The organism is Luteimonas sp. gir (genome assembly GCF_037198055.1).
Classification (GTDB): domain Bacteria; phylum Pseudomonadota; class Gammaproteobacteria; order Xanthomonadales; family Xanthomonadaceae; genus Luteimonas; species Luteimonas citri_A.
Window position 1 is genome coordinate 381,489 of sequence record NZ_JBBAXQ010000001.1, and the last position, 13,305, is coordinate 394,793.

Genomic DNA, 13,305 nt, shown 5'->3' on the forward strand with positions numbered 1-13,305 from the left:
GCGGTGTGCCCGGATCACCGGTATGGCGATGCCGCGCAGTCCTGTGCGATCAATCCAGACCGAAGAACGCCGCTGCCGTGGTCGTGGTGGCTGCGGCCACGGCCTCGGGCGTCTGGCCGCGGTCGCGTGCGAGTTCGGCGACGATGTGCGGCAGGAATGCCGGCTCGTTGCGGCGGTCCTTGGGCATCGGGTCGAGCGTGCGCGGCAGCAGGTACGGTGCGTCGGTCTCGACCATCAGCCGGTGTGCGGGGATGTTGGGCACCAGTTCGCGCAGGTGGCGGCCACGGCGCTCGTCGCACAGCCAGCCGGTGATGCCGATGTGCCAGTCGCGGTCGAGGCAGTCGAACAATTCGCGCCGGCCGGCGGTGAAGCAGTGCACGACCGCCGGCCCGATCCGACCCTCGAAGTCCTTCATGATCGCGATGAAGTCGTCGTGTGCGTCGCGCTGGTGCAGGAACAGCGGCTTGGGCGTGCCGGCGGCGGCGAGATCGGCCGCGATCTGCAACTGGCGCTCGAACGCGCGGCGCTGCGCCGGTCGCGGCGAAAAGTCGCGGAAGTAGTCGAGCCCGCATTCGCCCACCGCCACGACCTCGGCGTGTGCATGCAGCGCGCGCAGTTCGGCGTCGCATTCCTCGGTGTATTCGGCCGCGTGGTGCGGATGCACGCCGGCGGTCGCGTACAGCATGCCGGGGTGCTGGCGCGCGAGCTCGAGCGCTTTGGGCGAGTGCTCGCGGCTGGCGCCGGTGACGATCATCCGGTTCACGCCGGCATCGCGCGCGCGCGCCAGCACGGCGTCGCGGTCGCGGTCGAAGCTGTCGTGGGTGAGATTGGCGCCGATGTCGATCAGGGGCGGGGTCACGCGCGAGCACCTTGGGAACGGGCTGCGCATTGTAGGCCGTGCGTCGACGGCCACGTCGCGCGCCGCGCCCGGCACGTGGTGCGTGCCGGACGGGCGCAGGACTTTCAGTTCGCCAACTGGCAGCTGGCCGGCCGGCTGCTCTCGAACAAGGCGCGGGTCGCCCACTCGGGGTGGTCGACGAACGGATTGCGATTGCCCTGGAAGCTGTAGACGACCTCGTTGCGTGTGCGTTCGGCTGCATCCGGCGGGTCGGCCTGGTGCCAGGCGAGCAGCGTCGACAGCAGGCCCATGTAGGCCGGCGAGGCCGACGTGCCTACGATGCGGCTGCGGTCGTCGGTCAGTTCCAGGTCGGGCTCGGACTGGCCGGTCGACGGGTGCGTGCCGCCCTCGTAGCGGATCGCCATGTACAGCACCGCGCGCGCCATGTCGCCTTTGCGATGGCGCCAGACCTGGAAGCCGGCGTTGTCGGTCCAGTTCGAGTTGCCGGGGAACGTGCCGGTGCCGCCACCGACGCCGTGGTTGGCCTCGGTCGCGCGCTCGCTGCAGCTGGCCTGGGTGCTGCAGTCGGCGAACGGCTTGTTGCCGCGCGCGGCGTTGTGGTCGGTATCGGTGAGATAGAGCATGTGCGCGTCGGTGTGCGGCGCATTGGGCAGGCCCTTGTCGCCGGTCGCGCTTGGGAACCCCAGCGACTTGGGCCAGGTGTGTTCGCGGTTGTAGGTCAGGCCGCTGCCGGTGCCCGCGCGGCCCGACACCTTGGTGTAGCTGCGATTGCGATAGGCGTCGAGGATCCGGCCCGGGTCGTTGGGATCCTCGTCGGCGATCTCCAGGATCGTCCAGGTGTTGGTGCCGCTGCCGCTGTAGGGATATGAGGTGTGGCCGCGGATCGTGGTGTGCAGCGAGCAGCGCAGTTGTGCGGCGCTGCTGGTATTGACGCGGGCGTAGTAGTCGCCGCCGCCGGTGCTGCCGCTGGCGACGGTAAACGCGACGCTGGCATCGCTGGCCGGTTGCAGTCCATCGGCGTCGTGGATGGCCGCGGCGCTGATACTGAGCGTGCACGCCTCGCCGCCGTGCAGGGCTGTGCCGGTCGACAACGCGAAGTGCGTGCCGCTGGTCGCATGGTCGAGCGCGATCGTGCCCGACGTCGCGCATTGCAGCACAAACGCGCCCGGCGACAGCGTGACCGCTTCGTTGAAGTCCACCGACAGATCGCCGGCGGCCGGGAAATCGCCGGCACCGGCCACCGGGACGGTTGCGACCACCGCCGGCGGTGTGCTCGGGCCTGCGCCGGTACTGGCGAAGGTCTGGCCGGTGTTGCAGGCCCCGAAGGTCTGCGACGCGGACGGCGCCCAGTCGAAGTCGTCGGCGGTTGCGCCGCTGCCGGTGAGCTGCAGCGAGGTGCCGACTGGCGCCGACGCGCTCTCGGACACGGGCAGGTTGCGGCTCGAAAGACCGGCGGCCGGGCCGTTGCCGGCGACGATCGTGCCCTCGTAGCTGATGAACTGCACGACGTTGCCGGCCGCATCGACGAGCGCGATGCCGTCGTTGGGGCCGTTCTGCAGGCCGTCGCGCGGGAAGGTCACTGTCGCGATCGACACCGTCGTGCCGCAGTTGCGTGCCTGGCCGGCGGGCACCGCCACATTGCCGTAGGTCGTCGCCGCATTCGGCGTGTTGCTGCCGTTGTAGAGCCACAGCCGGTAACTGGCGAGGTCCTCGCCGGCGGTGGCGACGATCTCCACGGCCTCGCCGACATCGGCGCCGGCGTTGTCGTAGTGCAGCTCGTTGACGAATACCTCGGCATGCGCAGCCGGGGCCGCGAGCAGGGCGAGCACCCACGCCGCAGCGCGGACGGGACGGGGATGGCGAGGGGACATGGCGATTCCGGGCTCGGAGACGTGCCGACCTTAAGCGCCGCAGATGACGGTTGCCACCCGGGACAACCCTAAGCGGCCGCCGGCTCGCCACGCCTATCGCGCGGCCGACCGGCCCGCTAGCCTGTGCGCCGTGACCCCCGCCGCTGCTGCCGACGTTCCGATCGCCCCGTTGCTGCCCGAGCTGCTCGCCAGCCTGGCCGCGCACCCGCGGCTGGTGCTCGAGGCGCCGCCCGGTGCCGGCAAGACCACGCAGGTGCCGCTGGCACTGCTCGAGGCACCGTGGCTGGCCGGCCGTCGCATCGTGATGCTCGAGCCGCGCCGGGTCGCCGCGCGTTCGGCCGCGACGTTCATGGCCCGCCAACTCGGCGAGGAGGTCGGCGGCACCGTCGGCTACCGCATCCGCTTCGAGCACCGGGTGTCGGCGCGCACGCGTATCGAGGTCGTGACCGAAGGCATCCTGACCCGGATGCTGCAGGACGACCCCGAGCTCGGCGGCATGGGGCCGGCCGGCGTCGGCGCGCTGCTGTTCGACGAGTTCCACGAGCGGCACCTGGCCGGCGACCTGGGGCTGGCGCTGGCGCGCGAGGTGCAGGCGAGCCTGCGCGAAGACCTGCGCATCGTGGTGATGTCGGCCACGCTCGATGGCGCGCGCATCGCGCAGTGGCTGGATGCGCCGCGCCTGTCGAGCGCCGGACGCAGCTTCCCGGTGGAGATCTCCCACGCGCCGCCGCGTCGGGACGAAGCGCTGGCGCAGCAGGTCCGCCGCGTGCTGGTGGACGCGCTCGCCGCGTATCCGGGCGACGTGCTGGTGTTCTTGCCCGGCCAGCGCGAGATCGCGCGCGTGCAGGCGCTGCTGGAGGGCGATGTCCAGCGGCCGGACGCAAGCGGCGCTCGCGGCACGCCTGAGGTGCTCGCGCTCCACGGCGAGCTGCCGGTCGAGGCGCAGACGCATGTGCTGCAGCCGGCTGTCGATGGCCGGCGCCGGATCGTGCTGGCGACCAATGTCGCCGAGAGCAGCGTCACGTTGCCGGGCGTGCGCATCGTGATCGACAGCGGACTGGCGCGCGAACCGCGCTTCGATCCCAATAGCGGGTTCTCGCGGCTGGACGTGGTGACGATCAGTCAGGCCTCGGCCGACCAGCGCGCCGGGCGCGCCGGGCGTGTCGCGCCCGGCGTGGCGCTGCGGCTGTGGCCCGAATCGCAACGGCTCGAGCCGCAGCGTCGTCCCGAGATCGCGCAGGTCGAGCTGGCGGCGCTCGCACTCGAACTGGCGGCCTGGGGGGACAACGCGCTCGCGTTTCCCGATGCGCCGCCGGTTGGTGCACTCGCGGCCGCACGCGATCTGCTGCGCCGGCTCGACGCGCTCGATGCTGGGGACGCGATCACGCCGCTCGGCCGACGCATGCTCGCGCTGGGCACCCATCCGCGGCTGGCCGCGATGTTGCTGGCCGCCGACGCGCCGGCCGCGCGTGCATTGGCCTGCGACCTGTGCGCGCTGATCGAGGCCCGCGATCCGATGCGCGGCGGCGCGCGTTCGGACGCGCTGGCGGTGCGTTGGCAGGCGCTGGCCGCGTTCCGCGCCGGCCGCGTGCCGGCCGATGCCGCGCGCTCGGCGCTGGCGGCGATCGACGCGGCGGCCCGGCAATGGCGGCGACGCCTGCGAGTCGAGGTCGTGCCGCCAGCGAGCGTACCGGCGCATGCGCTCGGCGACCTGCTGATGCACGCCTTCCCGGACCGGATCGGCCATCGCCATGCCCGCGACGCGCGGCGTTACGGCCTGAGCAACGGACGCATGGCCCGGCTGTTCGACGACAGCGCCTTGCTCGGCGAGCCGTGGATCGTCGCCAGCGACCTGCGCTTCGAGGCGCGCGATGCCCTGCTGCTGCGCGGCGCACCGGTCGACGAAGCGCAATTGCGCCGGGCCTGGCCTGCGCGCTTCGTAGTCGCCGACGAGACCCACTGGGATACCGGCAAGCGCGCGCTGGTGGGCCTGCGCGTGCAGCGCTTCGACGGCATCGTGCTCGACGCCCGGCCCAACGGCCGGGTCGATCCGGCGCAGGCTGCGCGGGCGCTCAGCGACGCGGTCGGCGAACTCGGGCTCGATGTGCTGCCGTGGCGCGACGGACTGCGCCAGTGGCAGGCGCGTGTCGAGGGGCTGCGGGCGTGGATGCCCGAGCTGGGCCTGCCCGACCTGTCCGATGCGGCGCTGCTGGCCACCCGCGAGGACTGGCTGGCGCCAGCGTTCGCAGGCTGCACGCGGCTCGACGCGCTGGATGCTGACACCTTCGCGCAGGCCTTGCAGGGCCGACTCGACTGGACGCAGCGCCAGCAGCTCGATCGTCTGGCGCCGGTGCGGATCGCGGTGCCATCCGGTCAGGTGCGCGCGATCGAGTATGGCCTGGAAGCCGACGGCGCGCCGCGCCCACCGGTGCTCGCGGTCAAGCTGCAGGAGCTGTTCGGCCTGGGCGACACGCCGACGATCGCCGATGGCCGCGTCGCGCTGACGATCCACCTGCTGTCGCCGGCCGGTCGGCCGCTGCAGGTCACCCGCGATCTGCAGGGATTCTGGGCACGGACGTATCCCGAGGTGCGCAAGGAGATGAAGGGGCGGTATCCGAAGCATCCGTGGCCGGAGGATCCCTGGAACGCGCCCGCGACCCATCGTGCAAAGCCAAGAGGTACCTAGCGGTGTGGGGATCTGGACCCGTGGCGAAGGTGTGGCATGGCCGCGGGTGTTGGAGGTGCGCGGCGCGGAACGCGCCCGCGACCCATCGTGCAAAGCCAAAGGGGGGATCTAGCGGCGTCGGGATCCGGACCCGTGGCGACGGTGGGACTTTGTCGCGGCGGTCGGGCGTGCGTGGCGCGGCTGCACAACGGCGGTTGAACGCCTCGGCACGCCAGGCCTGCGCTCACGCTGGTTCGACGGTCGCCGACGCAGACTGGCCGCCTTTCCTCATGGCCATTCTCAGGAGCCCCCGATGAGCAAGTTCGAAGCGCTGTCCGACAAGGCCGTGTCGCTGGTCGGCCAGGCAGGCGACAGCCTGCGCCACGCGATTCCGGGCACGGCGGAAAAGTGGCTCAAGACCGGTCTGACCGTGGGCGCCGCGCGCACCGGTGCGAAGGTTGCCGGCGGGTTCCTGCGCCGCAACCCGGCGATCGTGGCGGCCAGCGCCATCGGTCTGGGCCTGGTCTGGGTCGCTGCCCGGCAGTACCGCAAGAAGCAGGCGAACGGTGCCATCCAGGGCAATTCGCGTCGCATCGAGGCCGGCAACGCTGCTGCACGCAAGCGTTCGACCACCGCGACGCGCGGACGGTCCGCGGCGGGCGAGGCGGACGAGGCCTGAGCCGATCGGCGCTCACGCGCCGCGGCTCGCGTTGACGTCTGACAGGGCGGCCGATCCCGTTGGGGTCGGCCGTTTTCGTCGTGCCAGCCCGGTCGGCGAGGAGGGCCCATGCGCCCGCACGCGTCGCGTCATGCCGCCGGTCCCTGCCCGCGCGCGGTAGGCCCCGGTATCCTCGCGCCTCGTCCCTTCGATCCCACCGCCATGCGTCCACGCCTCCCGTCGTTTTCCGTCTCGCGCCGCGCACCGTTGGCGCTCGTGTTGTGCGCTTTGACGATGCTTGCGGCCGGCTGCGGACGCGAGAACGTCAAACCCGTGCCGGCGACGCCTGCGGCGACGCCCGCGGCGCCTGCGACCAGGACGCCACCGGTCCGGATCGGCTTGGCGCTGGGCGGTGGCGCGGCCAAGGGGTTTGCGCACATCGGTGTGATCAAGATGCTCGAAGCCAATGGCATCAAGGCCGATGTCGTCGCCGGGACCAGCGCCGGCAGCGTGGTCGGCGCGCTGTACGCGAGCGGCATGGATCCGTTCCGGATGCAGGAGCGGGCAGTCGCGCTCGACGAATCGAGCATCCGTGACGTGCGGTTGTTCTCCGGCGGGCTGGTGCAGGGCGTCGCACTTCAGGACTACGTCAATCGCGAGGTCGGCAACCGCACGATCGATCGCTTGCCGATTCCGTTCGCGGCGGTTGCCACGCGCCTGGAAACCGGCGACCGCATCGTATTCGTCCGCGGCAATACCGGCCAGGCGGTGCGCGCCTCGAGCAGCGTGCCGGGGGTGTTCGAGCCGGTGAAGATCGGCGACCGCCACTATGTCGACGGCGGGGTCGTCAGCCCGGTGCCGGTGGACGCGGCCCGCCAACTCGGCGCCGACCTGGTGATCGCGGTCGACATTTCCAGCAAGGCCAGCGGCAGCACGCCGGGCAGCATGCTGGGCATCGTCAACCAGTCGATCGCGATCATGGGCCAGAACCTCGGGCGTCAGGAACTGGCGCGCGCGGATGTGGTGATCCGGCCGCAGGTCAATGACATCGGGCCGGCCAGCTTCGAACAGCGCAACGCAGCGATCCTGCAGGGCGAGCGTGCCGCGCTGGCTGCGATACCGCGCATCCGTGAGAAGCTGGCCGAACTCGAGCGCGCACGTGCGGCTGCGCGTGCGCCTGCCAAGCCGGTCGAGCCCGAGCCAGTGGACATCGACTGCGGTGACAGCTGGGTACGCCGGCTCAACCCGTTCGCCAAGGAACGCGCCTGCTGATCACGCGAGGTCGGCTGACGCCGGCCGACCTTGCTCAGCGAGGCGCCGTGACAGGCGCGCCGGTGCCTTCGTCGGCCTGCCGGCCGCGCGGTTCATCGTCGCGCACTCGCAGGAACCGGGCGAAACGTGGCAGGCCGTTGCTGGTCACGCCGTTGTGGCGGTAGGTGACCAGGCTGCCGATCGCCGGCGGGTCGATCCGTTGCGCGTCACGCAGCCCGCTGCCGATCCGGAACCGGCGCCCGTCGCGATGCTCGACCAGCAGTGCGCCGACCATCCCGGTGTACTTGCCCTTGCCCGGCAGATAGCCCACCACCCGCGCCTCGGCATCGTCGAACGGCTTGAGCTTGCGCAGTGCGGGACTGCGGCCGGCGGCGTAGCGCGCGTCGCGGTGGTGCAGCATCAATCCCTCGCCGCCGCTGGCGACGACCTCGACCAGCCGGATATCGAGTGCAGGCCGCGAGGGCAGGTGGGTCTGCGCCACGATCGCCAAGTGCGGATGCGTCATGCGCGCGGACAGCTGCCGCATTGCGGCAACGCGATCGGAGAACGGGCCGGGATGGTCGGGCAGGTCGAAGACCAGGAACCGCAGGTGCCGCCAGCGCGGATCGGTCGGGTCGGCGCCGCGCACGAGCGCGCTCGTTTCCTCGAACCGGCCGCGCCCGAGCCACAGCTCGCCGTCCATCGGCCCATCGGGCCAGCCGCGAGTGAAGCCCGCCGGGACCGAGATGCGCTGGCCGCCACGCGTCCACAGTGCCCGGCCGTCCCAGCGCCCGCGCACGCCGTCGAGTTTCTCGCTGACGTAATAGGCCTCCACATCGATCTCGCCACGCAGGTCGGTGGCCAGCATCAGCGCATCGGTGGCGGGCTGCGCAGGCACCGGCATCGGCGCAAGGCCAGTGCACAGCCACAGCAGGCAGGACAAACGGATCGGCATCGACATGACGGCACTCCGGTGAAGGTGTGCCGTCAGCGTCGATCACTGTGTCGATGCAGGGCATCGGCCGGTCGCCCGTGCCGATGTCGGACTCGGCCGCAAGCGCGGGTCGGGCGGCGCGCGGCGCGCGTCCTTGGCACCGGCCGCAGCGATCCTGCGTGGCGGGCGGTCAGTCGCCGCCGCCTGCAATACGCGCCTCAGAACGGCAGCGTCAGTTCCGGTTCGATCGCGAGCAGGCGCTCGCGAAACAGCGCCTGGATCCGCGCCAGGGCCTGCGCATCGTCGGCATCGAAGCGCAGCACCAGCACCGGCGTTGTGTTGGACGCGCGCACCAGTCCCCAGCCATCGGGCCAGTCCGCACGCAGCCCGTCGATCGTCGACAGCCGTGCGCCGTCGAATGCGGCCTGCGCGAGGAACCGGGCGACGAAGGCGTGCGGATCGCCGCCGGGCACGTCGACCTTGAGCTCGGGCGTCGAGACGCCGACCGGCAGCGCGTGGAGCGCGGCGGTGGGGTCGGCCTGCAGCGCGAGGATCTCCAACAGCCGCGCGGCGGCGTAGAGGCCGTCGTCGAAGCCGAACCAGCGCTCGGCGAAGAAGAAATGGCCGCTCATTTCGCCGGCCAGTTCGGCGCCGGTCTCGCGCATCTTGGCCTTGATCAGCGAGTGGCCGGTCTTCCACATCAACGGGCTGCCGCCGTGACGCAGCACATGGCCGGTCAAGCGTCCGGTGCATTTGACGTCGTGGACGATCAACGCGCCGGGATTGCGTTCGAGCAGGTCGGCGGCAAACAGCATCAGCAAGCGATCGGCGTCGATGATGGCGCCATCGGCGGCAACCACACCCAGCCGGTCGCCATCGCCGTCGAAGGCCACACCCAGATCGGCGTTCATGCGCTTGACCACATCGATCAGGTCGGCCAGGTTGCGCGGCTCGCTCGGATCGGGGTGGTGGTTCGGGAAGGTGCCGTCGATCTCGCAGTGCAGCGGGATCACGTCGGCGCCGATCGCCTCGAGCACGCGTGGGCCCAGTGTGCCCGCTGCGCCGTTGCCGGCATCGACGACGACCTTCAGCGGCCGTGCAATCTGGATGTCGTCGGCGATGCGCCGGACGTAGTCGTCGGCGAGATCGCGTTCGACCAGCCCACCGGGAACGGGCGCGGCATACAGGCGTTCACCTGCGATGCGCGCGTGCAGGTCGGCAATGGCGTCGCCCGCCAGCGTCTCGCCGCCGACAACGATCTTGAAGCCGTTGTATTCGGGCGGGTTGTGGCTGCCGGTGATCGACACGCAGCAACCGGTGCGCAGGTGGTAGGCGGCGAAGTAGGTCAGCGGCGTCGGCACCAAGCCAATGTCGACGACATTGCGCCCGCTCGCGCGCAGCCCGGCGACGAGGCCGGCGGCGAGGTCGGGCCCCGAGAGCCGGCCGTCGCGGCCGACCACGATCTCGTCGAGCCCCTGCTCGTGCATCAGCGAGCCGATCGCGCGTCCGATCGACTCGGCGATCGCGGCATCGAGTGTGCGCCCGACGACGCCCCGGATGTCGTAGGCGCGGAAGATCGCAGGATCGAGCCGCGCCGCTGCCGGTTTAGGGGCGGTGGCTGGTGCCGGGCGGTGCACCGGCCGGTCCACATCCGCGGTTTGCAACGACTGGGCGAGCGTGGGCTCGGCATCGGGTTCGCTGCCGGCAGGCGAGCGCCGCCGTGCGATCCGCCCCACCGCGATCGCCAGGACCAGCAGCGTCGCGGCGAGCACCCACAACGGCAATGCGGATAGTCCAAGTGGCGGGCGACCGACGTGCGGAGTCGCCGCGACGATCCGCAGTTGCGTGCCCGGCACCGGTCGGCCCAGGCGCTCGGCGACGTTCGACAGCGCCGGCTCGCCGCGCGCCATCAGGGTCTGGCTTCCCTGCCGTAGTGCGACGTAGGTCGCCGGGTCGACATCGGCAGCGGCCAGGCCGGCGGTCGCGCGCTCGAGCGGGAGCACAGCGATCGCCACCCCCACCGGTCGCGCGCCCGCATGCGCCGGGGCAGTGATCAGAACCTGCGGACCGGCGGGGCCGTGGGCCACCATCAGCACCGGCTCGCCGGCGGCGAGTGCGCTTTCGAGGGCTGCGAGCCGGCCGAAACGGCCTTGCGCCAAGGCGTTGTACTCGCTGCGCAGATCGTGCGGGACCACCATCACGCCGGTCGCGCCGGGCCAGTCGCGGCCGAGTGCGGCACCGGCGGCATCCAGGCGGCCGTCCTGCAGCGCGCGCTGCACCGGTGCGCTGGCCAGACGTTCGCGCATCCGCCGCAGCTCGGCCTGCAGCGCCTGTCCGGTCGCATCGACCGCGGCATCGCGCGCCTGCGTCACGCTGGTGCTGCGCTGCCCGGCCTGCCACTGGCGGACGCCCTGCCAGGCGCACCATAAGGCCAGCAGCGCCAGCACCACGGCGAGCACCGGTGCAACGCGTCCCAACTGCGTCATCAGTTCGCGTGTGCGATGCGGATCCTTCTCGCCCATGGCCTGTCCCCGTCAGCGTACGCCCGAGTGCCCGAATCCCCCGGCGCCACGTGCGGTGTCGACGAAAGTATCCACCACGTTGAGCGTCGCGCGCACCACCGGCAGCAGCACCAGCTGCGCGATGCGGTCGCCCGGTTCGATGGTGAAGGCGTCCTTGCCGCGGTGCCAGACGCTGATCATCAGCGGGCCCTGGTAGTCGGCGTCGATCAGGCCGGTGCCGTTGCCGAGCACGATGCCGTGCTTGTGGCCCAGCCCCGAACGCGGCAACACGACTGCGCACAGGCCCGGGTCTCCGATATGGATCGCCAGGCCCGAGGGCACCAGCGCGACGTCGCCGGGCAACAGCGCCAACGGCTCGTCGAGCGCCGCGCGCAGGTCGAGACCGGCGCTGCCTTCGGTGGCGTAAGCCGGCAGCGGCCACTGCTGGCCGAAGCGGGCATCGAGCACGCGGACGTCGAGGATGTGATTCATGGCGGCTCCGGATCGAGGCGGTGGGCGATCAGCGCGACCAGGTCGGCCGCGACCGCGGTCTTGGGGCCGGGCCCCAGCGGGTGCTGGCCGGCGGCGTCGTGCACCACCAGCAGGTTGTCGTCGCCTTCGAACCCGCTGCCGGCAACGCCGACGCGGTTGGCCGCGATCAGGTCGACGCGCTTGGCGGCGAGCTTGTGGCGGGCATTGCCATCGACATCGTCCGTCTCGGCGGCGAAGCCGACCACCAGCCGGGGCCGGCGCGGGTCGGCGGCGAGCTCGGCGAGGATGTCGCGCGTGCGCACCAATTCGAGCGTCAGGCCGACCTCGCCCACACGCTTCTTGATCTTCGAGGTGGCGACCTGGGCCGGCGTGAAGTCCGCGACCGCTGCGGCACCGACGTAGACGTCGGCGGGCAGCGCCGCGAACACCGCGGCATGCATCTGCGCGGCCGAGCGTACGTCCACGCGCGTCACGCCATCGGGTGTGGGCAGATGCACGGGGCCGGCTACCAACAGCACGTCGGCACCGGCCCGCGCGGCAGCCGCGGCGACCGCGAAGCCCATCTTGCCGCTGCTGCGGTTGCCCAGGAAGCGCACCGGATCGAGATCCTCGTAGGTCGGTCCGGCACTGACGACCATGCGACGGCCGGCCAGCGGCCCCCTCATGCCGGCAGCGCCGCGACGATCGCGGTCGGCTCGGCCAGTCGTCCGGGGCCCGATTCGCCTTCCGCCAGTGGGCCGTCCTCCGGCCCCACGATCTGCGCGCCGCGCTCGCGCAGCAGCGCGAGATTGGCTTGCGTGGCCGGGTGCAGCCACATGCGATGGTTCATCGCCGGGCACACGGTCAGCGGCGCGGTCGTCGCCAGGCACAGCGTGGTGACCAGGTTGTCGGCGAAGCCATGGGCGAGCTTGGCCAGCGTGTTCGCCGTCGCCGGCGCCACGACTACGCGCGTGGCCCAGCGCGCCAGCTCGATATGGCCCATCGCGGCCTCGGCGCCCGGGTCCCACAAGGTGGTGCGCACCGGTTCGCCCGACACCGCCTGGAAGGTCGCCGCCGAGACGAAGTGCAGCGCGCTGTCGGTCATCGCCACGCGCACCTGGGCGCCGGCATCGCGCAGACGCCGCACCAGATCGGCGGCCTTGTAGGCAGCGATGCCGCCGCATACGCACAGCAGGATGCGCTGCCCATGCAGCGAGGTCGACGCGCCAGCCATGGTCGGGGAAGCCCTACCGGAAAATCGAACGACAGCTTACCCGAAGCGGGGTGGACCGCTGGCTGCGCGCGGGCCTGCGCAGGCGCTGCAATACAGGTCCCGCCGGCATCGGCGATGCGCGTCCGACGCCCTCCCCGTCGCGTCGCGCCGGTGCCGGCTCCCCCAACGGAGGCGGCGATGCACATATCGAAATGGCCCAAGAGCGAGCGACCGCGCGAAAAGCTCTTCGCCCGGGGCGCTGGCGCGCTGTCGGATGCGGAGTTGCTGGCGATTTTCCTGGGCTCGGGACTGCGCGGCATGGATGCGGTGGCGACCGGCCGCCAGCTGCTCAAGGACCACGGCTCGCTGCGCGCGCTGCTCGAGCGCGGGCCACAGGGGCTCGCGCAGCTGCCGGGCCTGGGCATGGCGCGCGCCAGTGGCCTGAGCGCCGCACTCGAAGTGGGCAACCGGGTGCTGGCCCAGACGCTTGAACGCGGCGAGGCGATCACCGATCCAGGCGCCGCCGGTCGCTATTTCACCCAGCGCCTGCGTGGTCTTCCCCATGAAGTCTTCGCCGTGCTCTATCTCGACGCCCGGCACCGCGCGCTGGCCTTCGAGGAGGTGTTCCAGGGCACGATCGACAATGCCGAGGTGTATCCGCGCGAACTCGCACGGCGCGCGCTCGCACACAACGCCGCAGCGATCATCGTCGGCCACAACCATCCCAGCGGCAACAATTGCCCGAGCGGTGCCGACCGCACGGTGACGAGCATGATCCGCCAGGCGCTGTCGCTGGTCGACGTGCGTGTGCTCGACCACTTGGTCATCGGCGAGGGCGAGGCGGTGTCGCTGGCCGCGACGGGCTTTCTGTGAGGGCGCGTC

The 13,305-nt window shown here is 71.6% G+C and carries 9 protein-coding genes and 1 pseudogene; 4 read left to right on the forward strand and 6 right to left on the reverse strand.

The window, feature by feature from the left end; all coding sequences use genetic code 11:
* Nucleotides 1-49: 49 nt before the first annotated feature.
* Nucleotides 50-859 carry a TatD family hydrolase gene (locus WAF18_RS01755; RefSeq protein ID WP_337243585.1) on the reverse strand — a complete coding sequence of 270 codons (810 nt, stop codon included), beginning with the start codon at nucleotides 857-859 and terminating at the stop codon, nucleotides 50-52.
* Between the two features lie 104 nt (nucleotides 860-963).
* On the reverse strand, nucleotides 964-2,730 hold the full coding sequence (locus tag WAF18_RS01760; RefSeq protein WP_337243586.1) for an endonuclease: 1,767 nt from the start codon (nucleotides 2,728-2,730) through the stop codon (nucleotides 964-966).
* Between the two features lie 130 nt (nucleotides 2,731-2,860).
* Between WAF18_RS01760 and hrpB the strand changes: the two genes are divergently transcribed.
* The 3 genes from hrpB to WAF18_RS01775 all read left to right on the forward strand — a co-directional run bounded on the left by hrpB (nucleotide 2,861) and on the right by WAF18_RS01775 (nucleotide 7,325).
* Nucleotides 2,861-5,416 carry an ATP-dependent helicase HrpB gene (hrpB, locus tag WAF18_RS01765; protein WP_337243587.1) on the forward strand — a complete coding sequence of 852 codons (2,556 nt, stop codon included), beginning with the start codon at nucleotides 2,861-2,863 and terminating at the stop codon, nucleotides 5,414-5,416.
* Nucleotides 5,417-5,708: 292 nt separating this feature from the next.
* Nucleotides 5,709-6,074, forward strand: coding sequence for a hypothetical protein (locus WAF18_RS01770; RefSeq protein WP_337243588.1), 366 nt, complete (start codon nucleotides 5,709-5,711; stop codon nucleotides 6,072-6,074).
* A gap of 201 nt (nucleotides 6,075-6,275) precedes the next feature.
* Nucleotides 6,276-7,325, forward strand: coding sequence for a patatin-like phospholipase family protein (locus WAF18_RS01775; RefSeq protein WP_337243589.1), 1,050 nt, complete (start codon nucleotides 6,276-6,278; stop codon nucleotides 7,323-7,325).
* A gap of 34 nt (nucleotides 7,326-7,359) precedes the next feature.
* On the opposite strand, the gene WAF18_RS01780 is transcribed toward WAF18_RS01775, so the two are convergent.
* The 4 genes and pseudogenes from WAF18_RS01780 to coaBC all read right to left on the reverse strand — a co-directional run bounded on the left by WAF18_RS01780 (nucleotide 7,360) and on the right by coaBC (nucleotide 12,444).
* Nucleotides 7,360-8,265, reverse strand: coding sequence for a DNA ligase (locus WAF18_RS01780; protein WP_337243590.1), 906 nt, complete (start codon nucleotides 8,263-8,265; stop codon nucleotides 7,360-7,362).
* Between the two features lie 191 nt (nucleotides 8,266-8,456).
* Nucleotides 8,457-10,760: a phosphomannomutase/phosphoglucomutase gene (locus tag WAF18_RS01785; RefSeq protein WP_337243591.1), complete on the reverse strand. Its 2,304-nt coding sequence runs from the start codon at nucleotides 10,758-10,760 to the stop codon at nucleotides 8,457-8,459.
* A gap of 12 nt (nucleotides 10,761-10,772) precedes the next feature.
* On the reverse strand, nucleotides 10,773-11,231 hold the full coding sequence (gene dut / locus WAF18_RS01790) for a dUTP diphosphatase (protein ID WP_337243592.1): 459 nt from the start codon (nucleotides 11,229-11,231) through the stop codon (nucleotides 10,773-10,775).
* Nucleotides 11,228-12,444 (reverse strand): annotated as a pseudogene (coaBC, locus tag WAF18_RS01795) (bifunctional phosphopantothenoylcysteine decarboxylase/phosphopantothenate--cysteine ligase CoaBC). The gene dut and the pseudogene coaBC overlap by 4 nt, the downstream one beginning before the upstream one ends.
* A gap of 177 nt (nucleotides 12,445-12,621) precedes the next feature.
* Here coaBC and radC point away from each other — a divergent pair.
* Entirely contained in the window at nucleotides 12,622-13,296 is a 675-nt protein-coding gene (gene radC, locus WAF18_RS01800) for a DNA repair protein RadC (protein WP_337243593.1), read from the forward strand.
* The last annotated feature ends 9 nt before the right edge of the window (nucleotides 13,297-13,305 follow it).

What these genes read in the sequence shown, in the direction of transcription:
- dut (WP_337243592.1), bottom strand. Translation starts at nt 11,231, where the DNA reads ATGAATCACATCCTCGACGTCCGCGTGCTCGATGCCCGCTTCGGCCAG.
- WAF18_RS01785 (WP_337243591.1), bottom strand. Translation starts at nt 10,760, where the DNA reads ATGGGCGAGAAGGATCCGCATCGCACACGCGAACTGATGACGCAGTTG.
- WAF18_RS01770 (WP_337243588.1), top strand. Translation starts at nt 5,709, where the DNA reads ATGAGCAAGTTCGAAGCGCTGTCCGACAAGGCCGTGTCGCTGGTCGGC.
- WAF18_RS01775 (WP_337243589.1), top strand. Translation starts at nt 6,276, where the DNA reads ATGCGTCCACGCCTCCCGTCGTTTTCCGTCTCGCGCCGCGCACCGTTG.
- radC (WP_337243593.1), top strand. Translation starts at nt 12,622, where the DNA reads ATGCACATATCGAAATGGCCCAAGAGCGAGCGACCGCGCGAAAAGCTC.
- WAF18_RS01780 (WP_337243590.1), bottom strand. Translation starts at nt 8,265, where the DNA reads ATGTCGATGCCGATCCGTTTGTCCTGCCTGCTGTGGCTGTGCACTGGC.
- WAF18_RS01760 (WP_337243586.1), bottom strand. Translation starts at nt 2,730, where the DNA reads ATGTCCCCTCGCCATCCCCGTCCCGTCCGCGCTGCGGCGTGGGTGCTC.